Consider the following 25,819-nt stretch of genomic DNA (forward strand, 5'->3'; position numbering starts at 1 on the left):
GTTTTTAATTGTTTTTATTTATTTGCCATTGTAATCACTATTACTCTTCCTCCTTCTTCTTTTGAAAGAAGGATTTTTTTTCCATCGGTAAGCTCTACCATTGCACCGATAGGTATTTCTTTATCTTCTGTGACATCTTTTAAAGAGGTTAGTTTTTGATTAACCAACACCCATTTATTATTGTGAAAAGTGAAATAACCAACAGGAACTTTCTGTTCCGGGGTTAGTTTTTCACTTCTGGCAATATTACGATTAACGTGCCATTGAAACAAGTATTGATCATTATAAACCATTAATCTATGATTTTCCGGTTTCCAAATAGTTTCTTGGAATTGATAATATAAGTCTAGAACCGGAAGTGTACCTTTGTGAGCTGTTCCGCAAAATGGACATTTTGGAGTATTGGTATTGTCAAAAACATACCACTTTTGTTCGCAGGAAACATTATGACATTTCTGCATCAAATCGGTTGTTTTCAATAAAGCAATTTCCCATTCTTCGGCGGTTGGCCTTTGCATCGGATTGTGCAATCCTTCTATAAATACTTTATCAAATAATATTTTTAGATACGGTCCGGTAACTGTGTAAGGCAACTTAGTAATATCTGCCCAAGGTAAATCCCATTTGGAAACCTGATTGAGTTTAGGCCTATTTGTACTATCTGTAGGATGTTCTATAAACATAGCTTTTTCACCCATAGACAATAAATCATCCTTTTCTGTATCTAAATCATGAACTTTGCCTCCTTTTAAAGGATGACGATGCAATAAAAACATATAGATAAGTACAGGTAAGGCATGTAGATCGGTTAATCTGTTTGGTAATTTTCTGTTCGGATCTGTTTTGTTTAGATGTTTAGTCGAAAGCACTTCTGGGGCAATAAACTCCGCTGTACCGATTACTTCAGCCTGAAATAGTCCAGGTACTACTAATCCGTCCAAATCAATCATACATGCTGATTTCTCAATTGGATCTATCAGAACGTTATTGTATGATAAATCAGAATGAGCCAATCCCATTGCATGCATCTTTTTTACTCCTCGTGTCAAATTAACAGAAATTTGAAAATAACTTAGCCAATCTCCTAATTCTGAATTCGCAACCCTAAGGGGGAATTGCGGGTTTCTGAATTTGGGGCCTGCAAACCATTTGCCGTTTTTTTCTTTGCCTTGAATTAAATCACTTGTGGCATATCCTTTTTTAAAGAAGAATTTTGAATTGTAAATAGGAACAATTATTCCCGTTAGATTATTATGCTCAATAACATCTGTTGGCCATCGAAAAACTTCATTTAAGTAATAATCTCCCGCTTCCTTACTTTGAATTTGAGGCAAATAGTAATTGGTTATTTTTTGAAGTCGCTCTTTCTGATTAAAGTCTAATTTGTCTCTAAAAATAGCAACAACATATTTTTTGTCAGGACTAAAATAAACATCCTTTACACCACCTCGCATAGGTTCACCATTATCAACAAATTGATATGATTTTGTGGTATCATTAACTGATTTTACGGTAATTATACTCATAATTTAATAAATTATAGCAAGAGTTCTGTCATCATGATTTCCAGGGCTCCAAAAATCCATCCAAGTCGAAAGTTGGTTTGTAATTTCGGTGTTTTCTGCACTAAAATCAACTTTATAGCCATCGTCATTAATTCCTTGTAAATCCCCTAGAAATTCATTCCATTTTTCTATTTTCTCCAAATTAGCTTCAACCATAAATTTAGGGTCGTAAATCCCATCTGTCATTAGCATTAAGTAAGAGAAATCATCAACTAATTTGAAACCAAAGCGTGACGGAAATTTATCACTTTGAAATATCTCTGGCATTGTAATAAAACGGGTTCCCCCGCCAAATTCTCCGACATCTAACCAATTCATTAATTTTATTTCGGTTAAATCTTTATTTAATAATCCTATAGGACAATCGCCAACCCCAAAGGTTAGTATAGCATATCCAAAATCATATTTTTTTACTAATGTAAAAATCAAAGTAGAATGAAAATCCCTTAGTTCCTTTTCATTTTTTATGGCAAATTCCTCTATTTTTTTATGTGTATAGTGTGCCGCCTTTGATAGATTATTATAAACAAAGTGGCTTATTTTTTTTGATGAATCTTCATCTGTTTTATTATGATGATTTAATAGCGTTTCATCAAATTCTTTTAGGTTTTCTTCTTTGAAGTTTTCTTCAAAATATTCGATAATTAAATCACAAGCTAATTTAGATCCTTCTCTTGACAAACTTGCTGAACCAGCTCCGTCTGAAACCGCCAAAACACACCATCCGGTTTCATTACTATTTTTGAAAGCAAAATCATCATCTCTAAACGAACCAACGTTGGCATGGCTTCTGCCTCTTTTTGAGGCTATGACAATATTTTTATCTAAGAATTTTCCTAAAACAGCAACATTATCCTCTTTCCAAAAAGGATCATTTTTATCGCTTTCGATGTTTTTCCACAAAGATTTTGGATCAGGATTTATAATAACCGTAATCAGTTTTTCATTTAATATTGAATCTTCTAGCTCTCCTTCGACTCTAAACAATAATTTTATTTTTAAATCTCCACTTACTTTTGGATTTCCGTAAAGTAAGTCATCATCATTATTAAATGTAAGTCCAGTATCTTCTAAATTTTTAATTTCAGAATAAACAATATCGTTCCAGCCTAATTTAATAAAGTCAATTTTTGATTCATAATTTTTATTCACAGTACCATTAGGTAATAATACCGATTGTAGAATAATATCGTCAATTCTAGTTTTTAACATCCAGTTGGCCATAATCATTTGTTGATTTTCCTTAATTATTTTTACGGACTCTATATTTGTTTCATTCGCAATAAAATCATCAAAAAGAGAATGTTTACTTATGGGAACTTCAATTTTATTTTGTGATAAAAATGATCGAAGATATTTTCTCGTTTCTTCCATGAAAATTATCCTTGTGTTCTATTTACATCAAAACCACCTTCGCCACTACTACCATAGGTTCCCTGATTATTACACCATGGACAGGTACTTATGTTTTCGTCTCCAATACAATGTATTTTGCCACAAACACACACGGCAAAAGCTATTTGATTACCACAACAAGGACAAGTTGGACCTCCTATAAGCTCATCTGTATTTACTTTATTACTAAAATTAGTAGTGTCGGCTAGTTCAAAATAAGAGTTATCAACTTGATATGCTCCAACCAATTTATAATTTTTAGAAGATAATTCGATACCGGCATAAATTGACTCCGCAATTGTTTTGCGATATTTCATCAAATAGGGCCTTTTGGTATTTTGACATTTACCGTTTAAAACAACATAATTATCATCAACAAATTGACGATTTGGTTCCGGCTTTGTTAAATCTATTTTAGACAGCGTTTCCCCATCTAGTTTTGCTAATTCAAAACCTGTCGAATTGTTCTCCACACTTATACTACTTGTTTTTATTGAGTCTGTAACCCATTTGAAAAACTCTTTATAGGATTGAACATTTGTGTTTTTGAAATGCAAAACATTTTCTGTCAGTTCCCCCAGTAATTTTGTGTCTGTTTCATTTCCAAAAGAAATAGCAATTAAATTAGCCGATTTTTGCCAGTTAAGCTTCCATTCATTAATGGCGGCTTTACTATCATCTGTTGGAACTCCATCTGTAAATAAAAATACAATAGGTTTCCAATCGCCCTTCATTTCGTAAGTAGTCTTAACAATATTTGTTCTCAATTCGTGCATTAAATGCCCCAGTCCTTTGCTTAAAGACGTTCCACTCCCTATTGGGAATTTAGGGGGGTAAAAACTAACTATTTCTTGTAAAGGAACTAATGTTTTGGGCTGTCCAGCAAATACGATGATGGAAACAAAAACAGTTTCCAGAGCGTGTGGATCTGTTTTTAATGCTTGAATAATAGTGGCTAATCCTTCTTCAACTTGTTGAATAGGTTCACCAACCATTGATTCTGAAATGTCTATTAGGAAATAAATGGGTAATCTTCTCATATTAAAAGAAATTTAATAGCATTAAAAAAATAATTAAAAGTACAATTTGTGTCATATCAACAGCTAATCCAATACCAACTTGAAAAGGTTTTACTATATTCTTTAAAAAATTAAAAATAGGCGAGAAAATACTATTGAAAAAGTCAAAAATCTTTTTGTATTGAGGATTTAACTTGTCTTTATAGGGTAATAGTTTTGAATATAAAAACAAGCCTACAATTAGAATCTGAATAAAAAATTTAATGAAAATCATTTTGAAAGTGTCGTTATTAATTCGTTTGCAATTTCTTTAAAAGCTTGTTGCTCATCAGAATTTGTTTTCTGGGATCCATAAATAGATACACAATTATTGGGTTCCATATAATTAATAGAAAATGAAGCTCCATAACATTTATTTCTATCCTTGAATGGTATGGAGTGCATAACTTTTATATAAATACAATTTTTGCGTATGATAACATCTTTTATATCTAAATCATTTTGTAGATAATTATTCATAAAAGTTTGCTCTACTTTTTTAACCGAGAAATGATTAATTTTTGTTGATTGATAACACATAACCAAATTATCTATATTCATGCTTTCTAATTTTTCTTCTTGACTTAATTCATAAGTATCCAGATAAGAGTCATCCGAATGAGAATAATTATTTGTGCTATTATCTGAGGATTCACTAATTTTAGAAATTATATGATAAATTATAGTTCCAATAGTTAATATTGCTGAGAGTACTTCCATATATTATATTACTACAGTTATTTCACTTGGCGGTGGTGGCAGCGTTACACTTTCTCCAGTCCCTTGGCTTCTATTCCCTTGCTCGATAGTTTCTGAAACCCATTTGAAAAATTGTTTTAGAGTCGAACTATCTGCAGAGTCTAAATGAACTACATTGTCTGTTAGTTCTTTGAGAATATCATCATTAGCCATGTGACCAGCTGCGCAACCAACAATAGCTCCAAAATTCAGGCTTTTAATTTCGGGTGTTTTTTGTCTATAAAATTGTATATCTGACGGTTTACCATCTGTAAAAACAAAAAGTAAAGGTTTCCAATCTCCTTTTTGAGTGGGAGAACCTTTTACAATGTCTTGTTTTACTTTTTGAATTACAAAATCCAGTCCTGCTCCAGTATTTGTTGGACCACTTTGAGGACAGGTTATTTCTGGAAGCTGGAAGCTTACTAACTCTGTTAACGGTACAATTTCTTTTACTTCTCTGTCAAAAGTTATGATGCTTATCCAAAGTGAATCTAAAGCCTGTGCGTCTGAACGCAATGTATTAATCATACCACTCAAAGCATTATTTAAAGCTTGAATAGGTTCTCCATACATTGAACCCGAAGTATCTAATAAAAAATATACTGGTAGTCTTCTCATCATATTACTTTTTTACAAAAATGATTTAATAATAATATTGCTCAATTTTTGTTCTACATCCATTTTGTTGCAGAAACACTTGTTTGTATCGCATAATTTTGTCTAACTCTTGAAGTATCTAAAGATATCTTTTAGACTTAATTCAAGAGTAAGAACTTATACAACAATATTAAGTTCTGACGGAGGTGGAGGTAATTCTTTTAAACTTGTAACTTCCTTTCCAGAATCTTCCACTTTTGTTGAACTTACGCCAATAGAGGCCGTTACCCATTGAAAGAATTTACCAATAGTTGCACTATCGGCAGTGTCTAAACTCACTACATTATCGGTAATTTGCTTCAAAATATTAGCATCTGCACCGCTACCTGCTGCGCATGCTACTGTAAAAGCAACTTTAGATTTTTTGAATTCATCCAAACCACTTTGCCAGTCATCTGTAGGAATACCATCGGTCATTATGAAAACTAAAGGCTTCCAGTCTCCTTTTTGCTCGGTAGTTGTTTTTTTAACTTCAGTTTCTATTTTATGGGCAACTAACCTTAAAGCATCACCTAGAGCAGTGACTCCCGTTGCTTTAATGTCGACCATTTGAAAAGATGCCAAATCGGTTAATGGAATAATTTGTTGAGCAGTGCTATCAAACGTAATTATGCTTAAAAAAGCCGTTTCGATAGCTTGTGGATTTTGGCGTAAAGAACTAATCATAATCTGAACGCCATTCTTCACAGCTTCGATTGGCTCTCCTGACATTGAACCTGAAGTATCTAACAATAAGTATACGGGAAGTCTTCTCATTTTGATGTTTTTAGGATGGAATATTATACGTTGGTTGTACGGAACTATTATTTTCCTGATTAGAGCTTAAAATACCATTAACATTATAGGTACTTGTGTTCGCTTGTGGATCGCTCTGAATTAATTCACTTAAAACTAATTGGGTAAAATCTTTACCACCTGTGATATGGCTATACAAAGCACCAATAGTATAAATTGGTCCCCAAGGAATTCCCCACCAACCGATTACCAAATTCAATAAAACATAACCAAAAGAATATTTAAAAGTATTTTCGTCTGGCCTGATAAAATAAATACTTGAATTTCTTTTGAGAGTCATCAATACAAATGAAACTGTATAAGGAAACACTACAGATTTTGCACCCTGTTGCACTAGATCTCTTATCTCGGAGACTCTTAATCCGTCTATATTTTTAATCTCCATTATAGGTAAGACTGTACGATTTTGTGAATAGTCTGTCCTAAGAAAGTATCCTCTGTAGGGTCACCAATTGCACTGAATTTCCATTCATTATTTCGTTTGTACAGTTTACCCATGATGATTGAACGCTTGTTTACATATTGAGAATCTGCAGAAACATTATAGGATGCGAATTCTGAAACTACTCTTGTTGGCGTACCTTCATACATTCTTATTTTTGCATAAGGAATCTGCGAAAAATCTTCGTTTCCTGCATTATTCAAGAAGAAAAATATTTGATTAACTTTTGAATCAACTTTAGATAAATCTACGGTTATGATTTCGTTGTCCAGACCGTCATCACCACCTGTGTCACCGGCAAGATCATCACCAGTATGTTTTAAAGCTCCATCTACACTCAATAATTTACCTTTTGGCAAGCCAAATTGTTGTAATACTTCCACTCTGTATAGAGGAGAATATAAATGATCACAAAGTTTATTTTGATCGTCAATGAGGATACAACTTAAATCCAAATCAATTTCTTTTACGTTTTTTGATAATCCAAAAAATCCTTTTGTTTCTATTGCTCCCCAGTTTACACCAACACAGAAGTTTGTTAATGTTTCGCCACTTGATTTTCTTAAATCAATTTTTTGTCCTTTGGTTAAGTTAATTGCCATGTTTTTTAATGTTGTTTTTTAGTTATATTTATTTAAATAATCTTGTAAACCACCTTTCATTCCAACACCAACAGCTTCGAATTTCCATTCGTCGTTTCTTTTATAGATTCTTCCAAATTCAACTGCTGTTTCTATAGAAAAATCCTCGTCTAATTCGTATTTAACCAATTCTACATTCGATTGATCTAGAATTCTTATAAATGAGTTTCTAATTTGACCGAAATTTTGTCTTCTTGTGTCTGCATGATGAATAGTAACTACAAAAGAGATTTCGCTAACTTCAGAGGCTATTTTTGATAAATCAATTTGTATTTTTTCATCATCTCCATCACCATCACCAGTTAAATTGTCCCCTGTGTGGATTACGGCTTGATCAGGTGATTTTAGATTGTTATAATACACAAAATGATTGTCATTAGGAAGTTTACCATTTGCACCAACTAAAAACACGGATGCATCTAAGTCAAAACCTTCGCCAGTACTACTGGAATTACTATCCCATCCTAATCCTACAGTAAATTTGGGTGCATCGATACTTTGTCTTTGCCCTTTTTCTAAATTAATTGCCATTTTCTTCTTTAATTAATATTAATATTAATATTTAACATTGTCTTTAAAATATTTGTTTGCTCATCTACATTTTGCAATTCATCCAGAAAATCTACAGATGAAATTTTATCCAGATAATCTTTTAATACTTCCTGAACAGTTTCTGGTAGTGTTGTTTTTATTGTACTAAGCTCTAATTTCAAATCTGCGTTTTTAGCCGTTAATTGCATTACAATTTCTTCTTTTACAGAATTGTTTTTTGAAAAATCAATTCCTTTGGTACTTTCATTATTTAAAAAGTAGAAAGATTTGTCGTTGGCAACAAAAATAAATTTGTCATTAGAATCTCGAAATTCATAGACTTCAACAACCTCGTTGTTACAAACTAATCCACACAAGAACTTAATCTTGAATTTTAGGATATTCAATCTTCCTAATAGTTTTTTCTCAAATTTCGCAAATGAATTTTCATACAATCCTTTATTAAACTGTGTGAGTTGTTCATATTGATTAATGCTTATTTTCCTGTAGTACTCAGATTGAATGCTATCCGAAAAAATAGTTACATCATTCCAACTAAAAAAAACAGTCTTTTCGGTTACAAATAATTGATACAACTCCTCAATTTTTTTAGACATATTTTGAGAATGAACCTGCATTTGTTTGGCAAATTTTGATTCTCCGATTTCCGATTTTAGTTTAGAAATAATGTCATCATTGATATAGATTTCATCAGAAATTAAAAGATAGTGCTGTTCTTTTGATTTTTTGATTTTTTGAAACAAATCAATAAGACTATTTGTAAACTGAATATGAAACAATTCTAATTTATTAATGTCTAATGTTTGGTTGTTTTGAAAAAGAGTGTGGATGATTTTTGTTTTTATTAAAGCACCAACAAGATCCTTGTGATTAAAGAAATTGGACAACAATTCTAAAATCACAAGTTTTCTGTTACTGTCTTTTATTATTTGAACGAACCGTTCCTCTTCCTCTTGCATTTATTTGATTCCTTATATTCAATTAGCTTATAACACCTTTTTTTAATTCACTTTCAAGACTTTGTAATCCAGCATCAAGTTGTCTTCTGGTTTCTGTACCTTGATCATGGATTTGTTTTACTTCTGTCAACGTATCTATCAAAGATTTTGTTGTCATTTTCAGTGTCTCTAATGATACAATTGTATTTTCATTTTCTTTGGCTACTTCAATGCTGTTTTGTTTTAGCATTTCGGCATTTTTCTGCAAAATGGTATTTGTTGTTTCAGATACTTTTCGCTGTATTTCAATATTTTGTTTTTGTCTTTGTAAAGCAACCGCTAGAGTAAGCTGGTTTTTCCAGACAGGCATTGTTGTCGTTAAGATCGACTGTGCTTTTTCTGCAATTGATGTGTTATTGTTTTGAACGACACGTATTTGTGCGAGAGATTGCAACATAATGAAACGAACAATTTTCATGTCGGCTAAACGTTTATCCAAACGATTTATGAAATTTCTTTTATCAGAAATTTGATAGTCTTGGTATTGTGCAGTATTGGTTTCCATTACTGCAAGCTCTTCGCTTAGTTCTTTGAAACGAATTTGCCCTGCAATAACGTGTCTTTCCATCTCTTTGATAAGCCCCACATTACCATCAAACATTGTTTGCAATGCACTATTGTCTTTTACAGAATTGATCATTCCTGCTTTGACTTTATTACTGATTTTATCAATGTTTACAGTAATTTTATCATATTGCTGGAACAATTTTTTAACATCAACGACTAATTTATTGACTAGGGGAATTTTTGAAAGAAATCGTTTAAACGGACCTTGATCAAGCTGATCAACATCTACATAATTTAATTCAGTTAATAAATCATTGATTAAAGTTCCTACCTCGCCAGAATTATATGTTCGTACGTTGGTCAAAAAAGTATCACTTTGTTTTGCAATAGAATTTTGAATCTCAGCGCCGTAATTTAAAATTGAATTGGCATCATTTTCATTTAATTGATTCGAGATCGATTTGTAACTACTTACTTCTGCTTCAGTAATTGAAGCTAAATTTACATTTCCATCTTTGTCAATCAATGCAACATTTTCCTGAGTAACTAATTGATTATCTATCATGTTGCTTTTTATAAATGATTTTGTTGAATAGTAACAATCGTTTCTTCTAATTTTCTATCTTTTGTAGGTACTCCCACGGCGCTAAATTTCCACTCTTCATTTCTTTTATAAAAAACACCAAGAACCATAGAAACATTTCCAGAAAAAGAAGCGTCATTTGCAATGTCATAACGAGCATATTCCTGACTAACTTTTGTTGGTGTTCCTTCATATATACGGATAGATGCAAAAGGAATGTCTTTAAAGTCCTGACCTCTAAAACTGTTTATGAAAAAAGCAACATGGTTTGCAGATGGCGATAATCTTGAAAAATCCAAAGTAATAACCTCATTATCTAATCCGTCATCTCCGTTTAAATCGCCAGTTAAATCATCTCCACTGTGTTTGATTGCCTGATCGCTAGATTGCAATTTTTTAAAATTCACAGAATCTATATGATTTTTTTTGTCGTCATAAACGGCGCAACTTGCATCTAAATCAACTGCTTCTTTTTTTGTTCCAAAAAGACCCTTTTTTTCAATTGCACCCCAGTTTACTCCAACACAAATGTTTTGTAATTTAGTACCATTGCTTTTTTCAAGATTGATACGTTGTCCTTTTTCTAAATTAATTGCCATATTTTAGTTATATTTATTTAAGTAATCCTCTAATCCGCCTTTCATTCCAACGCCAATAGCTTCAAATTTCCATTGCCCATCTTTGTTATATATTCTTCCAAACTCAACTGCAGTTTCTATCGAAAAGTCTTCTTCCAATTCGTATTTAACCATTTCAGTATTATTGCTGTCATCTACAATGCGGATAAATGAATTACGAACTTGTCCGAAATTTTGTTTTCTGTCTTGAGCATCATGAATAGTTACAACAATACAAATTTCTTTTACAGCTCCATTAATTTTGGTTAAGTCAATTTTTACTTGCTCGTCATCTCCATCTCCATCTCCTGTTAAATTATCTCCAGTGTGTATTACAGAATCATCCGGTGATTTTAGATTGTTATAGAAGATAAAATGAGAGTCAGATACTATTTTTTTGTTCTCTCCTAATATAAATACGGAAGCATCAAGATCATATCCAGTGCCTGTTGCGCTACTGTTTGTATCCCATCCTAAACCAATTGTAAATTTTGGGGCATTTATGTTTTCTCTTTGCCCTTTTTGTAAGTTGATAGCCATAGTTTAATCTATTTTAATTACGTTAATATTGTTTTTATATTCTATAATCTGATGGTAATTATTACTTATTGCTAGATGAAACAAATCGTTATTTTTTTCTGCGGAAATATTATTTGTTAAATAACCAAATTCTTCTTCATTAAGACTTAATATAAATTTCACTATTCGGGTGTTATATTGAAAATGGTCACTATTTATAATTGCAACTATATCTTCAACATTTTTAACGGCGTAATAGTTATAGTGATTTTCAATATTTGGATGAATTTCTTTATTTGCTAATTCAGCAAAATACACAAATATAAAATCCCCATTTACATTATATTGATCCAATATTTTATTTACAGTATGTTCGTGGCTACCGGTTATCTTGATGTCATCAACAAAAATGCAAAGCTTTCCTTCAATGAAATTTCTGTCAATATAATAAGTATCGTTGGATATTAATTTTACTCTTTCTTCAAAGTCTAAATTTCCATAATCAGTAACGTAAGTTTGATTTCTGTAAATTTTAGATTCGATGCTGGCTTTTTTGTTGTTTTTGAACAAAAAGCTATTAAGCTGTTTCTTGAAATAATAACATAAAAAATTTGATGCTGTGGGAATGGATAAATAAGGACTTGGAAGTATTACAATTTCCTGATTGGATAAAATTAGATCATGATATTGATCAACGAATCCTTTAAATAATTCTTTTGCAAATTTTTCTGCATAGAATTTATCTCCAAACTTAAATCGACTGTATTCTTTTTCCTGAAATGGACAATTATCTTTTTCAAGAATTTTATGTAAACTGTAATTTTTATTCACTTTTATATTTTTAATAGATGCGCATCAAATCCAAAATTAATTGCGCCATTATAATCGGCTACAATATTATCTCCTATATGCAACACTTCTTTTTTAGCTGTTTTTTTAATTTTATTTGCTTGATCGTGTACTAATTGAAAAATTTTATCATTTGGCTTTGAAAGTCCAACTTCATCAGAATAAATTTGAAATTTGAAATAATCGTCCAATTCATAATAAGACAATATTTTCCTTAATGTATTTCCTTTAATAAAGGCAGTATTACTTAATAAGCTGATCGTCTTTCCTTGTTTTGTTATTTCATCAAAAAGATTTGGAATATTCTGATATAAAAGTTGTGGTTTGTATTTTATAAATAGCAACTCTGTCTCTTTGTAAAACATTTCTAATTTATCAGTGCCAAAGTTGTTTATATCAACATTTAATGCATTAAGAATTAAATAATAAATTTCATAAGTGTCAATATTTAAGCCCGTTCTTTCGTTTATATTATTGCATAAAACGTCATAATAGCGTACCACTTCATTGATTTTTTCGATTGTACAGTCTACATCAAAAAAATCTTTAAACAACAAATTTCTTTTGATCTTAAATTCAGGATTTGATTTTATAAGGGTTAGCCACAAATCGAATGAAAGATGACTGTAGTTTGAGTAATTTATTTTCAAGCTTATGATTTTAAATAGAAACAAATTTATCTTAATATTTCAATTGATTGCATTGCGCTTTTTGAATATGTAAAATTGAATTGTTGTCTATACTATTATTAATGAACGATTACTTTATAATTTATTGCGTCTTTATTTGATGATTTCGCCTGAGTAGTATTTTTCCAAAAAGAAACCTAAATCAGCTCTATATCCAATTCCGGATGCTTCAAACTTCCACTGTTCATTTTTTTTGTAAAGCCTTCCGAATTCTACTCCTGTTTCTATCGAAAAATCCTCATCCAGTTCATATTTGGCAATTTCTTCCCCGCTTGCATTATCAACAATTCTTATATATGAATTTCTGACTTGTCCAAAATTTTGTTTTCTTCTTTCGAAATCTTCAATTGTAACTACAAATAGAATTTCATTTACTTTTGGATCAATTTTAGCTAAATCAACTTTTATGGCTTCATCGTCGTCGCCGTCACTACTTTTTCCATCAGGGTCATCTCCTGTGTGCTCCAAAGATTCGTCTGGAGATTTTAGATTATTGTAAAAAATAAAATAATCTTCGCCCAAAAGTTTTCTGTCTGAATTGATCATAATAGCGGAAGCATCCAAGTCAAAATCGCTTCCTGTTCCCTCGTTTGGATCCCAACCTAAACCAATTGTTATTTTTGATAAGCCAATGTTTATTTTTTGTCCTTTCTGTAAGTTAATTGCCATAGTACTGTGTAAAGTTTAATCTATTTAAAGGGTTAAAATTAGAATTTATTTTGTTTTAAACTATTTAAAAGTAATATAATTTTTATATTTATGTACATCAATGTATCAAGCTTAAATTTTATAGACACGAATATTGTTAATTTACATTAAAGTATATAGTTTATTAATTTTAAATTTAACAGAGACAACAAAGGCGGTTGCCTAGATAATTTATTTGCTAGCACAATGTTAGATTAGATTTAATCCGTAAACAGGTAAGGCTGAAATGTCTAGGGTTATATTTAACATTAGAACGAGTCTGAAATATTCAGACTTGAGAAGTCTTGATTTAAGCATTTCAGAGGCTGAAGAAAAATATCTAAAGTTTATTGATAAGACACCTTTTGAGGGTTCGAACACTACACCCCGAATTACATCCGAAGTTGTCTTTTTTATAAAAAAGATGGTTTTATTTGCTTTTTATAAGTGAAAAGGGTTCGGTTTTTTTATAACAAGCTGATAATTATAACTTTCCAATATGATTCGAATCCTATTAACTATCATGCTGGACATGTCGAACCAAATGCTAGAAGCAATACGTTTTTAAACTATAAAAAATTGATTATTACATATTTGTAATTTCAACAGAAGATCTTTTACCGTTTTGCATCAAAAACATAAGAAAAGTATTCACAAATTCAATTCCAAGTTATTTTTGATCCCTTATTTTTAGAAAAATAAAAAACACGAAAAGTATAAAACGCAAAAAACCCACTGATTTCAGTGGGTTTTGTTGTGAAGGCAGAAGTTTCTGAACCTTTTATACCTTATTAACAATTTAATTACTATTTATACATACTAAAGCCCTACTACCAAAGTATTTACTATATTTGTTATCATTATGTTTTTATAAGGAATATTAACATTAATGGCAACGAAAATGGCAACGAAATGAAATATACCTTCAAACTCAAAGAACCAAATTCAGCAAAAGAGACATCAATTTTGTTTTCGTGCTTTTTCAAAAATGAAAATAAGAAGTTTATTTACTCAACTGGAGAAAAGATTCATCCTAATAACTGGGACGTACAAAATAAGTTCCCTTTTACCAATGGCAAGAATAAATCAAAGTTTGCAGAGAGTATAAAAATGCAACTAAATAGATATTCGGATTTAATGCAAAAAACTGAAAGTCAGTACAAAAAAATAAATGAAGCATTTACCACTAAAACCTTAAAAAAAGTATTTGACGAGGAATTTAAAAAAGCACTCTCTGGAAAAAACATATTCTTTGATGCTTTCGACGAATTTATGGCAAGTAAAATAGATACCATGCAATGGTCTAAAGGAACTAAAACCAGATACCAGAACATTAAGAACATTCTTAAAAATTTCGAAGTAGCACAAAATTATTCATTAACATTTAGTAAAATTGACACGAATTTTTATAGCTTGTTTTTATCCTATTGTTTGAACGATTTGAACCATATCAATAATACTTATTTAAAGAATTTAGCTCTCTTTAAAACTTTTATGTTCTGGGCTTTAAAAAATAAATATACCTATAACAACGCCTTCGAGAATTTCAATATTGATGATAATGGGAAAACTATTTTAAAACCCACGCTCACAAAACAAATTGCTTTAACTGTTGAAGACCTTAAAAAATTAATGCAACACGAATTTAAAAGCAAAAGACTTGAAAAATCAAGGGATTTATTTGTTTTTGAATGTGTTACAGGGCTTAGATATAGCGAAATGCATTCTATAAAAAGGAGCAACGTAACAGATGAATTTATCATACTAAAAGAAGAAAAAGATGAAACTAAAGAGGCTCGTGAAATACCCCTAACAAGCTTTTCAAGATTCATTTTATCAAAATATGACTATACACTTCCAATGATTACAAACCAGAAGCAGAATAAATTTATCAAAGAAGTATTTGAAGAAGTGGGATATACTAACAAGGTTGAAAAAGTAACCACTAAAGGAAAAGAGAATATCAAAGTAGAAATGATTTTTAAGGATAGAATCAGCACACACACTGGAAGAAGAACCTTTGTAACGGTGCTGATAAGTGAAAAGATACATCCAAAAATGATAGCAAAAATGACGGGGCATACTGATTTGGAGACCATGACCGCATACTACCATGTAAGCGAGCCAGAAATAAAGAAAGCAATGGATGAAGTCTTTGATATTGAAATCCCATTAAAGAAAGTAGATGAAAATTAAATTAGTGAAGCCTCCCAGAAAATCCTAACTTTTTTAACATTTTTAACTAAAATTGCAATCCTTAATAATTATTTTTTTCCTGCTGAACTATTTGTGATATTTTTTAATTTGATTTAAATGAAAGTATTTAACCGTAATATCTCCTACTCTCTTAAGCCATCATCCCCTTTACAAATACCTCAACAAACTCCTTCATTTTAGCAATAATTCTATCGCCAATTACTCTGGCTTGAAGGATGCTGGGTCTATTATCTAAACATTGGAAAACCTCATCTTTTATGGGTTCACGACCGCTATAGATGTAAGCATCGATTAAGGCTTTGAATTGCGCTTTATCCAGATGCTCATCGTCACATAGTTTGCCCAATGCGAGTACTTTTTGGTCTTGCCAGAATTTTTCGAATTCGTCTTCAATGCTATCACCGTCTTTTATGAATGGCATGTTTTCATCAATGAATTTCTGAATCAGTTCCCGTTTGCTTCTCAATTGAACATCACCACCCAATAAATCAATGATAGACTTTCTTTGTGCCGCTGCTTCAGAAATCGTAGCACCTTTCAATTGCGCTAACAGTTTCAAGATATAGGCAACGTTGATTTGGTCTCTATGGATTAATTCTAATTCAAAATCAATGTCATCGAGTATCGAGGTCTTTTGCTTTTCAGTATCTCGCTTTACCTTTTCGTATAAGTCTAAGTACTTGCTTTTGTAATCTTCAAATTCCTGTTCATCAATTGGCAAATCCTCCCAATCAAAATCAGTGTAGGATTGTAATACGTTCATGTTTCGCATTAACTTCCTAAATGCTTGTACAAAAAGTGCTTCATCCTCTTCACTTTCTAAATCGTTTACGCTTTGATAGGTTGGTGTAATTTCCCGTAAAAGTTTTAATGCTTCTTCAAACTTCTCTGCAATGGCTTCATAATCCGGCATAGTAACTACTTCTACAGCATCTTTGTTCGAAAACAAAGTAATGGCATCATCAGTCGCTTTTTTGAGGTTTCTAAAGGACAATATGTTTCCTTGTGACTTCTGTTCTCCCAATATTCGATTTGTTCTGGAAAAAGCCTGAATTAAGCCGTGTTGCTTCAAGTTTTTATCCACATAAAGCGTATTTACTTTTTTGGCATCAAAACCCGTAAGCATCATATTTACAACGATAACAATATCCAAACGGTCTTTCTCGTGGTTGAAGTTTTCTTTTTCTCGGTCTTTTAATCGTTTACTGATGTTTTGGAAATATTTTTGAAATGATTCGCTGTCTTTGGTTGTATAACTAGAGCCATACATCGTATTGTAATCGGCAATATAACCTTCTAGTTTGTCTCTGGTGTGACTGGATTGATAATTGGCTTTTGGTTCTGCTGCCATATCAAAATCATCATCTTCAGGAAGATAATCCCGTGCTTCGGCTGAATCTTCATTTGCACCATAAGTATAAATAGTAGCAATTCGCAAATCGTGTTCTCCTGCTGCTTTCTTTTGCTGAAAAAGGTCATAATATTGAATCACATTATCAATACTACTTACTGCCAATAATGCTGAATAGTCTTTACTAAAGGTTTTTTGATCGTGATAGGCAATGATATAATCAACTATTTTATTGATTCTCTTAGCTGAATCCAAGACTTCTTGTTTATCAATATCTTCTACTGGAATGTCAATAAAAGCATTGCTCTTGTTTTTGTATTTCCCTACATATTCAATTCCAAATCGCAATACGTTTTGATCTCTAATAGCATCTGTAATCACGTATTTGTGCAAGCAGTTTCCAAACAAATCTTTGGTGGTGCGTTTTCCTAAATCATTTTTAGAAGCGTTTTCTGCAAATATGGGTGTTCCTGTAAAACCGATTAATTGGCTTTTCTCAAAGAATTTGGTAATGCGTTCATGGGTTTCGCCAAATTGACTACGATGACACTCATCAAAAATAAAAACGATTTTCTTATGTCGTAATGGTTCAATGCTGCCTTTGAAACGTTCTGAGACTGCATTGTTTAATTTTTGGATAGTAGTTAAGACCAACTTCGTGTTGTCCGTCAATTGCCTTACCAACGATTGTGTATTATCCGTAACATCAACACTATCTTTTTTGAAAGCATTGAATTCGTTCATGGTCTGGTAATCCAAATCTTTTCTGTCCACTACAAAAACCACTTTGTAAACCTCTGGCAATTCCATCACAATTTGGCTTGCCTTGAATGAAGTTAAGGTTTTACCTGAACCTGTAGTATGCCAAATTTAAGCGTTCTCATTAGAGTTTTTAACTTGCTTAATGATACCTTCTGTAGCAAAATATTGATACGGACGCAACACCATCATCACTTTATGGGTTTCGTTAATCACTATATAATGCGCAATCATTTTACCCAAATGCTCTGGGTTTAAGAAAGCAGCTGTAAACTCGGGTAATTCTGTAATATTTTTATTGTTGGCATCTGCCCAAAAGAAGGTTTGTTTGACCGATTGCAATTTGTTGTTTGCCAAATATTTAGTATTGACTCCATTACTTATAACAAATAATTGCACGTATTGAAACAAACCATGATTGCTCCAAAAAGAATGATTCTGGTAGCGATTGATTTGATTAAAAGCTTCTTTGATTTCAATGCCCGAACGTTTGAGTTCTATCTGTACCAAGGGTAAACCATTTACCAAAAGTGTTACATCAAAACGGTTCTTGTAGCTTCCTTCAAGACTAATTTGATTGGTAACCTGAAATAAATTTTTGCTATTATCTTCCGCATTAAAAAAACGAACATAAAACGAAGTACCATCTTCTTTGCTTAATTGAAAGCGGTCTCTTAGTGTCTTGGCTTTTTCAAAAACATTGCCTTTGGCTAAATGATTGAGAATAGCATCAAATTCCTTCGCTGTAAAAGTGGTTTCGTTAAAAGCTTCTAACTGGTTTTTAAGGTTGGAAACCAAAGCAGCACCATCCTGAATTTTTACAGATGAATATTTCAAACCAACCAATTGCTTGATTAGGTTATTTTCTAATATGGCTTCAGATTGATGGCTCATTTTAGTGTCTTGTTAAAATTGGTGTTCCATAATGTAATCTCCATAACATTTCTAAATCCTTTGCGTATTCTAAATAAGGTGAAGCAGAGTTAAGTTGATTTATAATTTCTGCATTTTCAGGAGCATCAAAATCAAAATAAGAAACTGCCCATTTAGAAATATCGCTATTTTTTAGAATATTTAACGTACCAACTGTATCTCCATTTCCTATAACTTCTTGATTAATTCTTGCTCTCAAACCAGATTTTGCAGGTAATTTATTATATCCTCCAATGCCATTATAAACGACCAAATAATTACTAGTTTCTATCTTACAAATATTATTTAATTGTTTACGATGTCCTATTAACCTACTTATTGGTACTTCCTTTTTAGAATTTGGAAGAGTATTGCTCTCTAACTGTTCTAAAGTTAAGTTTGTCCATAACCAATACAATCCTCTTCGTTTTGTCGGTAAAGTTTTCAAATAATCTTTATGTCTAAATGTTTCCAATTGACAAAAAGATTTCAGTTGAACTTCATGTATTTGTTCTAAAATATCTTTCATCGGATAAACAATTATACAAACATTTGCTGCAACAATCCTTTTTTAAAGCTTTGCGTTTGGTTTATTTGTTGGTTGGTGCTTTCTATTTTAACATCAATACTTGACAAGAAATTGGCAATTTTTTGTTGTTCTGGAAGGGTGGGAAGATTTAAATTTAACAATGCTAATTGACTTGAATATAAATGAACCACCGAAATACCTTGTGCAAGATTGGCAATATCTAATTTTCTCGCACTATTCAAATAATACGATAAGAAAACGCCATTATTATTGGTTCTAATTATATTCAAATCACCACCAAGAATAACACCCGATTTCATTACGCAAGAAGCTGTTGCAATATCTATTTGAGTTTCTCCAGAAGCTGGAATGATTACATCATTAGCTTGACTCACTACAGCTTTATTTATGTCAAAATTTGTCTTAGAAAAAACATCTTGAATCACTTCCCCATATCGTGTATAAAGTTCTCCATATCGAATACACTCGTTTTTTCCATCTTCAGAAATTTCACTTTTTGACATTCCTTTTCCTTTATAAAATTTCGCAACCTCCCCCAACTTTTTCTCCTCCCAATCCGCATAATCCTTTCCATTCTCGTCTTTAAATCGTAATTCCCCAGAGAACAATTGTTGCATTACGCCTTTTTTGTATTGTTCTAACAATTCTTTTTTACGGGAAAGTTGTTGTATTTTTTCATCGACTGCACTTAAAAAAGAAGCTATTTTTTGTTGTTCTGGGAAGGTGGGGATATTAAGCGTTATTTTATAAAAATCACCATGATTTAAATCTGGAATTGTCGATGCTCCCGCTAATTTTAGAATAGTATGTTGAGTTTTATGAGAAGTCAAGAAAAAATACAAAAACCATTTATCACACGTTTCATCGTATTTAATCTTAAAAAAATTATTGTGAAAAGCCCCATGAACCCCAGTTACAACTTGCCCAGTATTACCTGTTCGAGTCATTAATATGTCATCTTCATAACAAATCACAGAAGCAGATGGGTTTTTAATGAAATAACTTTTTGCCGAATCTTTTCTTAAAAAATTCATTGGTAATATAAAAACAATTATCATCCGATTTTTCATAGAATCTTTCTGAAATTGGAATTTGGAGTCTTGATTAATTTTAGTAAAATCTCTCATTGACCTATTTTTCCATTCTCCATCAAACTCCTGAAATCGCAATTGTGGAACAAGAGTTTTTTTCTTTTCGATTTGTAAAGTTGCTGTACTCATTAAAATGGAGTTTCGATTCCTAATTCAGTACAAAACTCAGTAATCGTAGCATCTGTGTTCTTTCCAAGCTCTGCCAATCCTCGTAATTCGGTGGTTATGGCAGCTAAATCAACTGCATCTTCTTCTTCAAACGTATCTACATAACGAGGTATATTCAGGTTGTAATCGTTGGTGGCTACTTCACTTAAAAGAGCAATATGGCTGTATTTATCTTCCACCAAACGGTTTTCGTAGGTGCTAATAATCTTATCAATATCTTCAGTACGCAATACGTTTTGGGTTTTCACCTTTTCGTAATGCTGGCTGGCATCTATAAATAAAATGTCTTTAGCATGAGTTCTTCTTTTCTTCAAGACCAAAATACAAGTTGGTATACTCGTACCGTAAAAGATATTGGCAGGCAAACCAATTACAGCATCAAGGTAGTTTTTATCTTGTATTAAATATTGGCGTATGTGTCCTTCTGCACCGCCTCTAAACAAAACTCCATGAGGCAAAACAATTGCCATAGTTCCGTTATCATCCAGCTGGTGTACCATGTGTTGCACAAAGGCAAAATCAGCTTTACTGCTAGGAGCAAGTTTCCCATAAGCTGAGAAACGGTCGTCGTTCATAAACAAAGGACTGGCACTCCAGTTAGCAGAAAAAGGAGGATTAGCAACTATGGCTTCAAAACGCATGTCTAAATGTTGTGGTCGCTCTAAAGTATCTTCGTTCTTAATGTCAAAACGCTTGTAGTGTACGTCGTGCATAATCATGTTCATACGGCATAAGTTGTAGGTAGTAGGGTTCATTTCCTGACCGTAAAAAGCACTTACATCATTCACTTCTTTCGCTACACGCAGCAACAACGAACCAGAACCACAAGTGGGGTCGTAAACGCTTTTGAGTTGGTCTTTACCCACCGTTACCAGTTGAGCCAAAATGCTACTGACTTGTTGTGGTGTATAAAATTCTCCAGCTTTCTTACCTGCACCACTGGCAAATTGACCTATTAAATATTCATAGGCATCTCCTAGAACATCACTATCGGTATTTTCTAAATCAAAATCGATTTCATCTAAATGCACTAGCACTTTTACAATCAATTCGTTTTTGTCTGCTTCTGATTTCCCTAGTTTGTGAGAAGTTAAATCTAAGTCTGAAAACAAGTTACCAAAATCTTCTTCACTTTCAGATCCCATTGTACTTTGCTCAATATGTGTGAGTACTTTGGCTAAATCCCCAAGAATGAAATTGTTTTTTCCACCTGCATTCCCTCTTCTTGCTAATTCCGAGAATAAATCAGCTGGTTCCAAGAAAAAACCAAGTTTATCAATCGATAATTGTTTTATTTCCTGCATCAACAAGGCTTCGTCAGCATGTCCTTCAATTTCCTGAAAAGTCAAACCGTCTGGTTTTAGTATGGTGTTGGCATACAAATCCATTTTAGTACTTAGGTACTTGTAGAAAATAAAACCTAATATGTAATCTCTAAAATCATCAGCATCCATTTTCCCACGTAGGGTGTTTGCGATGTTCCAAAGTTGTTGTTCTAATTTTTGTTTTTGTTCTGCTGCCATTACTATTGTAAAATTGTTAAGCGTTTCTCGTTTTCGAGCTGAAAGGTAATAAAATTGTAACCTGTTCTTAAAGCAGTAAAAATATTCTTTTTTAGTCAGTAATTTATATTAAGTGATAAAAGTAAGAAAAATCTTTTTGGTTAGTTCCCTTTTAATTCTGTTATTGCAACTTCTTGCTTTTTTTAAGATTTACATTTCGCATTTTAAAATAAAAAAAATTTAAACTATGAATGATAGAACTGATGTTAACTCTTTTGGAAATAATAAATTTTTCAATCAAGATATAGAAACCACGACAAAATCGGGTGCTTTAGCAGATATTAGGCATGTTAAAAACTATGTTGAGATTAGAAGTTTAATGATAAATCTAGTCAAATATATTATTAATAATTCCGACGATGAAAAATGCAAAACATATATTAGGGACGAATTTTGTTTAGCGTTTTTCCTTTTTTTTAACGAGATTGACGAAGCAGACAAGCCAAAGATAATTAGCTTTTTAAGAGACTCTAATGAAGCTTTTGATGATGTTTATATAATGAGTTCCAATTTAAACCGAAGTATTTTAGAGAGCCGTTACAATCGTTTTAGACTGTATGCTTTAGCTACGATTATTGCACCAAAAAAATTCAATCCTAAATCAGAAGTGAATCTTAATGATGGGGATGAAAAACTTTCAATGAATCAAATTGCTTTAAAATTAGTTTATGAAGGTGCAAGTCTTCCAAGAGAAAAAGCAAATACAGTCATTACCGATTATGGACATACTTCTGGAGAAAAATTATTTCAAAGATTTACATTTTATTCAAAAGAATCAAACAGAAGGGCAAACCCCGATGGAACAATTAAAGTTTTAAAGAATAAAATTGAATTATTAGATAGTGTAATTGAATTATTACCCGAAGACAAAAGAAGTAAGGCAATTGGAGAAGTCAAGTATTTAAAAGGTTTTTTAGTTTCTTTAAAATAATTATATAATTTGTAACCGGTTACAACCAGTTCACGATATTCAGTTGTAATAACCTTTGTTGAAACAAAAAACAACAAGATTATGAACTTTAATTACAACCCATTCGAAGTAATCGTTAACAGACTAAACAACATTGAAAGTCTATTATTAGACATCAAACACAAGCCCGAAGAAGCTGAAAACAAACTATACTCAGTAAAATCTTTGGCTTCATTATCAGGAGTATCGGAACTCACAGTTCGGAACTGGATAAGAGAAGGTAAAATTCAAGCCAAAAGAATAGGAAGACGACTATTCATAGAGCAAACCCAATTTGCTAAAGGTCTTGAAGAAGTAAAATCCCTTAAATATAAACGATAAAAAAAAGGCTATGCGTACAACAGATACACAAAGCCTTAATTCTATTAGTTTAGAACAAGGCAAAGATACAAAAACAATCGGTTTAAATAGTTTAAGTACTGCAATTGATACCGCTATGAACGTTTCAGTTTCAAGCGAAAACTCCTTTCCTGTTGAATCTTTACCAAAGCTATTCAGAGATTTAACAATTGATTTAAACAAAAGTTTGAACTTTCCTATTGACTATACAGGAACGGCAATTTTAACAGCAGTTGCAACAGTAGTAGGGACAAGTGTAAAGATTAGAGTGAAAAATAATTGGTTTGAATACGCATCAATTTATAGTTGTGTTATCGGGAATGCTGGAGCAAATAAAACGCATCCAGTCAATATAATCTTTGCACCGATAAAGGAATTAGATAAAGCTAATCACGATAATTATACAAGCCGTTTAATGGATTGGAGCAAATGGAATAAATTACCAAAGGCAGAAAAAGAGGGAACGACAGAGCCACCTTTCCCAGTTTTGACAAAAAGCATTTTAACCAATTTCACGCCCGAAGTTTTGTATAAAAGATTGGATGAAAATTTGAGAGGTTGCACGGTTTTAAGTGATGAAATGGCGACTTTTTTTGATGGAATGAATAATTATTCCAGAGGCGACCAAATAGGGGTTTATTTGTCGTTTTGGAGCAACCAATCCACCACGATTGACAGGATAGGAAACCCAATTCCTTTATTTATTCAAAATCCTTACTTGTCAATTATAGGAGGGTTACAGCCTAGAGTTTTAGCTAATTCCTTTCCAGTTCAAAAACTGAATAATGGATTTTTTCAAAGGTTTTTATTTGCCTTTCCTGATACTACTTTCAAAAGTCCGATAAATGATAATGAATTAAACAATCAAATCTTTGATAAGTATGAAGCTTTTATAAAAAACTATTACAATAGTTCAAATGTAGTAGAAGAAAACGGGCATATTAACAGTAAAATTTTGAGCTGGACTACCGAAGCCAAAGCTTTTTTTTACAACTGGCAAAAAGAGAATTGCGATTTAGTAAACGAATATAGCAACTCTATAAAGGGAGAAATTGCATCAAAATTTGACAACCATTTTGTAAGACTGGCTTTATTGCTTCAAATGATGGAAAACCCCGACAGTGATTTTGTAGAGCTTACAGCAGTGAAAGGAGCAGAAAAATTATGCACCTATTTTATGAATTGCAGTTTTAAAGTATTGGCAGTTATTCAAGACCCGTCGGAATATTTGGGAACGATAGCCGACAATAAAAAAAGGTTCTACCAAAATCTTAAAGTAACTTTCACGACAGCCGAAGCGGTTGTATTGGGATTAATTTTTGATATTCAAGAAAGGCGGGTAAAGGATTTTTTAAAAGATACGGTTCTATTCAAGAGAGTTAAGCATGGTTTCTACGAAAAAACTATAAAAATTCTACAAGAATAAAATCTACTTTTTTACAAACGCACTTTGCATTATCAACATTATCGACATTTTGCAAAGTGTCGAAAGTGTCATAAATGCAAAGTGCAAACTTAAAACTTTACAGTAATGAAAATATATAAATACACTCTCGATAAAAGCAGTAAGAAGTTTGTTTGTCCGAGTTGTTCCAAAAAAAACTTTGTGAAGTATCTAGAAACTGAAACCAATATTTATTTAAGTGATGAGTTCGGACGATGCGACAGGGAATCAAGTTGCGCTTACCATAGAAGACCTGAAACGGAATTTAAAAATACTTTTGAAGTAGCGAATATTCCAAAACCAGACCCGAGTTTCCACGACCTTGAATTAGTTGAAAAAACGGTTTTAGGCAACAGTCAAAATAATTTTATTCAGTTCTTGAGAACCTTGTTCAGTGAAGAAGAAGTAAACGAAGTAGTCCGAAAATATTTTATAGGCACTTGGAGTGGTTGGAAAGGTATAACCGTTTTTTGGCAGATAAACCAATTAGAAAAAGTGCATAACGGTAAAGTAATGATGTACGAACCAACAACAGGAAAGAGAGCCAAAAACAAAGAGGGTAAAGGAATTATTAGCACCGTGCAAAGTCTTTTAAAGTTAGATGACTTTATTTTGAATCAATGCTTATTTGGGCTTCATTTAATTAACAAAAATACAAAAGCCGTCGCATTAGTCGAAGCAGAAAAAACAGCCGTTATAATGAGCTTATTTAAGCCCGAATATACTTGGTTAGCCACGGGAAGCAAAGGAGGTTTTAAGTACGAATTTTTGAAACCAATTAAGCAGTTTAAAATAGTAGCGTTCCCCGATAAGTCCGAGTATTCCGATTGGTTAAAAAAAGCAGAAGAGTTAAACGGATTCGGGTTCAATATTGAAATTAGTTCTTTTCTGGAGAATTTAGATTATCCCGTTGGTAGTGATTTAGCTGATGTTTATATTAATGCAGTCAATCAAAATTCAGAGCTACAATATTCCGAAGCCGAATTAGACGAAAAGAGAGACCAAATTGTGTATAGTCCCGAAAGCATAGAAATACACCGCAAACGCCTTGAATTGAAACCAGCGGCACGGAAGAATGACATAAGCAAGGAAGAATCTTATAGAGCAATTCAATATTTCGCTGATAATGACACCGATACCTTTAGACTATAAAAATTAAAG

At 32.1% G+C, this 25,819-nt stretch carries 24 protein-coding genes and 1 pseudogene; 5 read left to right on the top strand and 20 right to left on the bottom strand.

Annotated features, from left to right (window positions below; translation table 11 throughout):
• Positions 1–14 precede the first annotated feature (14 nt).
• From ACNQGX_RS08830 to ACNQGX_RS08905, 16 genes are all read right to left on the bottom strand, one after another.
• Complete coding sequence (locus ACNQGX_RS08830; RefSeq protein ID WP_417975534.1) at positions 15–1,526, bottom strand: helix-hairpin-helix domain-containing protein; 1,512 nt, start codon at positions 1,524–1,526, stop codon at positions 15–17.
• A 3-nt stretch (positions 1,527–1,529) separates the two neighbouring features.
• Positions 1,530–2,939, bottom strand: a complete 1,410-nt coding sequence (locus tag ACNQGX_RS08835; RefSeq protein ID WP_417975535.1) for a PP2C family serine/threonine-protein phosphatase — start codon at positions 2,937–2,939, stop codon at positions 1,530–1,532.
• 5 nt (positions 2,940–2,944) lie between these two features.
• Complete coding sequence (locus ACNQGX_RS08840) at positions 2,945–4,000, bottom strand: TerY-C metal binding domain-containing protein (protein WP_417975536.1); 1,056 nt, start codon at positions 3,998–4,000, stop codon at positions 2,945–2,947.
• 249 nt (positions 4,001–4,249) lie between these two features.
• Complete coding sequence (locus ACNQGX_RS08845) at positions 4,250–4,738, bottom strand: hypothetical protein (RefSeq protein WP_417975537.1); 489 nt, start codon at positions 4,736–4,738, stop codon at positions 4,250–4,252.
• Between the two features lie 3 nt (positions 4,739–4,741).
• Positions 4,742–5,377, bottom strand: a complete 636-nt coding sequence (locus ACNQGX_RS08850; RefSeq protein WP_417975538.1) for a vWA domain-containing protein — start codon at positions 5,375–5,377, stop codon at positions 4,742–4,744.
• Positions 5,378–5,533: 156 nt separating this feature from the next.
• The gene (locus tag ACNQGX_RS08855) at positions 5,534–6,172 is read right to left on the bottom strand and encodes a vWA domain-containing protein (RefSeq protein WP_417975539.1); all 639 of its coding nucleotides are present in this window, start codon (positions 6,170–6,172) and stop codon (positions 5,534–5,536) included.
• A 10-nt stretch (positions 6,173–6,182) separates the two neighbouring features.
• Positions 6,183–6,596, bottom strand: a complete 414-nt coding sequence (locus ACNQGX_RS08860) for a hypothetical protein (RefSeq protein WP_417975540.1) — start codon at positions 6,594–6,596, stop codon at positions 6,183–6,185.
• Entirely contained in the window at positions 6,596–7,255 is a 660-nt protein-coding gene (locus tag ACNQGX_RS08865) for a TerD family protein (protein ID WP_417975541.1), read from the bottom strand. Before ACNQGX_RS08865 ends, ACNQGX_RS08860 begins: the two co-directional genes overlap by 1 nt.
• 18 nt (positions 7,256–7,273) lie before the next feature.
• Positions 7,274–7,825 carry a TerD family protein gene (locus tag ACNQGX_RS08870; protein WP_417975542.1) on the bottom strand — a complete coding sequence of 184 codons (552 nt, stop codon included), beginning with the start codon at positions 7,823–7,825 and terminating at the stop codon, positions 7,274–7,276.
• An 8-nt stretch (positions 7,826–7,833) separates the two neighbouring features.
• On the bottom strand, positions 7,834–8,805 hold the full coding sequence (locus ACNQGX_RS08875) for a hypothetical protein (protein ID WP_417975543.1): 972 nt from the start codon (positions 8,803–8,805) through the stop codon (positions 7,834–7,836).
• A gap of 22 nt (positions 8,806–8,827) precedes the next feature.
• Complete coding sequence (locus ACNQGX_RS08880) at positions 8,828–9,916, bottom strand: toxic anion resistance protein (RefSeq protein WP_417975544.1); 1,089 nt, start codon at positions 9,914–9,916, stop codon at positions 8,828–8,830.
• An 8-nt stretch (positions 9,917–9,924) separates the two neighbouring features.
• Positions 9,925–10,533, bottom strand: coding sequence for a TerD family protein (locus ACNQGX_RS08885; RefSeq protein ID WP_417975545.1), 609 nt, complete (start codon positions 10,531–10,533; stop codon positions 9,925–9,927).
• A gap of 3 nt (positions 10,534–10,536) precedes the next feature.
• On the bottom strand, positions 10,537–11,091 hold the full coding sequence (locus ACNQGX_RS08890; protein ID WP_417975546.1) for a TerD family protein: 555 nt from the start codon (positions 11,089–11,091) through the stop codon (positions 10,537–10,539).
• 3 nt (positions 11,092–11,094) lie between these two features.
• Positions 11,095–11,901: a phosphoribosyltransferase family protein gene (locus ACNQGX_RS08895; protein WP_417975547.1), complete on the bottom strand. Its 807-nt coding sequence runs from the start codon at positions 11,899–11,901 to the stop codon at positions 11,095–11,097.
• A 2-nt stretch (positions 11,902–11,903) separates the two neighbouring features.
• Positions 11,904–12,569 (bottom strand): HAD family hydrolase, encoded by a 666-nt coding sequence (locus ACNQGX_RS08900; protein WP_417975548.1) that lies wholly within the window; start codon positions 12,567–12,569, stop codon positions 11,904–11,906.
• A 132-nt stretch (positions 12,570–12,701) separates the two neighbouring features.
• Entirely contained in the window at positions 12,702–13,277 is a 576-nt protein-coding gene (locus ACNQGX_RS08905; RefSeq protein WP_417975549.1) for a TerD family protein, read from the bottom strand.
• Positions 13,278–14,207: 930 nt separating this feature from the next.
• On the opposite strand from ACNQGX_RS08905, the gene ACNQGX_RS08910 reads away from it, so the two are divergent.
• On the top strand, positions 14,208–15,491 hold the full coding sequence (locus ACNQGX_RS08910; protein WP_417975550.1) for a tyrosine-type recombinase/integrase: 1,284 nt from the start codon (positions 14,208–14,210) through the stop codon (positions 15,489–15,491).
• Between the two features lie 151 nt (positions 15,492–15,642).
• On the opposite strand, the pseudogene ACNQGX_RS08915 reads toward ACNQGX_RS08910, so the two are convergent.
• The 4 genes and pseudogenes from ACNQGX_RS08915 to ACNQGX_RS08930 form a co-directional block, all read right to left on the bottom strand.
• Positions 15,643–18,516: pseudogene (locus tag ACNQGX_RS08915) on the bottom strand (type I restriction endonuclease subunit R).
• A 1-nt stretch (position 18,517) separates the two neighbouring features.
• Entirely contained in the window at positions 18,518–19,063 is a 546-nt protein-coding gene (locus tag ACNQGX_RS08920) for a hypothetical protein (RefSeq protein ID WP_417975551.1), read from the bottom strand.
• An 11-nt stretch (positions 19,064–19,074) separates the two neighbouring features.
• A complete protein-coding gene (locus ACNQGX_RS08925; protein WP_417975552.1) occupies positions 19,075–20,304 on the bottom strand; it encodes a restriction endonuclease subunit S in 1,230 nt (409 codons plus the stop codon).
• Positions 20,304–21,866, bottom strand: coding sequence for a type I restriction-modification system subunit M (locus ACNQGX_RS08930; RefSeq protein WP_417975553.1), 1,563 nt, complete (start codon positions 21,864–21,866; stop codon positions 20,304–20,306). The genes ACNQGX_RS08925 and ACNQGX_RS08930 overlap by 1 nt, the downstream gene beginning before the upstream one ends.
• A 226-nt stretch (positions 21,867–22,092) precedes the next feature.
• On the opposite strand from ACNQGX_RS08930, the gene ACNQGX_RS08935 reads away from it, so the two are divergent.
• From ACNQGX_RS08935 to ACNQGX_RS08950, 4 genes are all read left to right on the top strand, one after another.
• A complete protein-coding gene (locus tag ACNQGX_RS08935) occupies positions 22,093–22,836 on the top strand; it encodes a hypothetical protein (RefSeq protein ID WP_417975554.1) in 744 nt (247 codons plus the stop codon).
• An 81-nt stretch (positions 22,837–22,917) separates the two neighbouring features.
• Complete coding sequence (locus ACNQGX_RS08940; protein ID WP_417975555.1) at positions 22,918–23,196, top strand: helix-turn-helix domain-containing protein; 279 nt, start codon at positions 22,918–22,920, stop codon at positions 23,194–23,196.
• Between the two features lie 10 nt (positions 23,197–23,206).
• Positions 23,207–24,640: a DUF3987 domain-containing protein gene (locus ACNQGX_RS08945; protein ID WP_417975556.1), complete on the top strand. Its 1,434-nt coding sequence runs from the start codon at positions 23,207–23,209 to the stop codon at positions 24,638–24,640.
• 105 nt (positions 24,641–24,745) lie between these two features.
• Positions 24,746–25,810 (top strand): DUF6371 domain-containing protein, encoded by a 1,065-nt coding sequence (locus ACNQGX_RS08950; protein WP_417975557.1) that lies wholly within the window; start codon positions 24,746–24,748, stop codon positions 25,808–25,810.
• The last annotated feature ends 9 nt before the right edge of the window (positions 25,811–25,819 follow it).

Source organism: Flavobacterium glycogeni (assembly GCF_048286775.1).
Classification (GTDB): Bacteria; Bacteroidota; Bacteroidia; order Flavobacteriales; family Flavobacteriaceae; genus Flavobacterium.

Excerpts from the sequence above, each read along its gene's own strand:
- ACNQGX_RS08830 (WP_417975534.1), bottom strand. The coding sequence starts at position 1,526 with ATGAGTATAATTACCGTAAAATCAGTTAATGATACCACAAAATCATAT.
- ACNQGX_RS08835 (WP_417975535.1), bottom strand. The coding sequence starts at position 2,939 with ATGGAAGAAACGAGAAAATATCTTCGATCATTTTTATCACAAAATAAA.
- ACNQGX_RS08840 (WP_417975536.1), bottom strand. The coding sequence starts at position 4,000 with ATGAGAAGATTACCCATTTATTTCCTAATAGACATTTCAGAATCAATG.
- ACNQGX_RS08845 (WP_417975537.1), bottom strand. The coding sequence starts at position 4,738 with ATGGAAGTACTCTCAGCAATATTAACTATTGGAACTATAATTTATCAT.
- ACNQGX_RS08850 (WP_417975538.1), bottom strand. The coding sequence starts at position 5,377 with ATGAGAAGACTACCAGTATATTTTTTATTAGATACTTCGGGTTCAATG.
- ACNQGX_RS08855 (WP_417975539.1), bottom strand. The coding sequence starts at position 6,172 with ATGAGAAGACTTCCCGTATACTTATTGTTAGATACTTCAGGTTCAATG.
- ACNQGX_RS08860 (WP_417975540.1), bottom strand. The coding sequence starts at position 6,596 with ATGGAGATTAAAAATATAGACGGATTAAGAGTCTCCGAGATAAGAGAT.
- ACNQGX_RS08865 (WP_417975541.1), bottom strand. The coding sequence starts at position 7,255 with ATGGCAATTAACTTAACCAAAGGACAAAAAATTGATTTAAGAAAATCA.
- ACNQGX_RS08870 (WP_417975542.1), bottom strand. The coding sequence starts at position 7,825 with ATGGCAATTAATTTAGAAAAAGGGCAAAGACAAAGTATCGATGCACCC.
- ACNQGX_RS08875 (WP_417975543.1), bottom strand. The coding sequence starts at position 8,805 with ATGCAAGAGGAAGAGGAACGGTTCGTTCAAATAATAAAAGACAGTAAC.
- ACNQGX_RS08880 (WP_417975544.1), bottom strand. The coding sequence starts at position 9,916 with ATGATAGATAATCAATTAGTTACTCAGGAAAATGTTGCATTGATTGAC.
- ACNQGX_RS08885 (WP_417975545.1), bottom strand. The coding sequence starts at position 10,533 with ATGGCAATTAATTTAGAAAAAGGACAACGTATCAATCTTGAAAAAAGC.
- ACNQGX_RS08890 (WP_417975546.1), bottom strand. The coding sequence starts at position 11,091 with ATGGCTATCAACTTACAAAAAGGGCAAAGAGAAAACATAAATGCCCCA.
- ACNQGX_RS08905 (WP_417975549.1), bottom strand. The coding sequence starts at position 13,277 with ATGGCAATTAACTTACAGAAAGGACAAAAAATAAACATTGGCTTATCA.
- ACNQGX_RS08910 (WP_417975550.1), top strand. The coding sequence starts at position 14,208 with ATGAAATATACCTTCAAACTCAAAGAACCAAATTCAGCAAAAGAGACA.
- ACNQGX_RS08920 (WP_417975551.1), bottom strand. The coding sequence starts at position 19,063 with ATGAAAGATATTTTAGAACAAATACATGAAGTTCAACTGAAATCTTTT.
- ACNQGX_RS08925 (WP_417975552.1), bottom strand. The coding sequence starts at position 20,304 with ATGAGTACAGCAACTTTACAAATCGAAAAGAAAAAAACTCTTGTTCCA.
- ACNQGX_RS08930 (WP_417975553.1), bottom strand. The coding sequence starts at position 21,866 with ATGGCAGCAGAACAAAAACAAAAATTAGAACAACAACTTTGGAACATC.
- ACNQGX_RS08935 (WP_417975554.1), top strand. The coding sequence starts at position 22,093 with ATGAATGATAGAACTGATGTTAACTCTTTTGGAAATAATAAATTTTTC.
- ACNQGX_RS08940 (WP_417975555.1), top strand. The coding sequence starts at position 22,918 with ATGAACTTTAATTACAACCCATTCGAAGTAATCGTTAACAGACTAAAC.
- ACNQGX_RS08945 (WP_417975556.1), top strand. The coding sequence starts at position 23,207 with ATGCGTACAACAGATACACAAAGCCTTAATTCTATTAGTTTAGAACAA.
- ACNQGX_RS08950 (WP_417975557.1), top strand. The coding sequence starts at position 24,746 with ATGAAAATATATAAATACACTCTCGATAAAAGCAGTAAGAAGTTTGTT.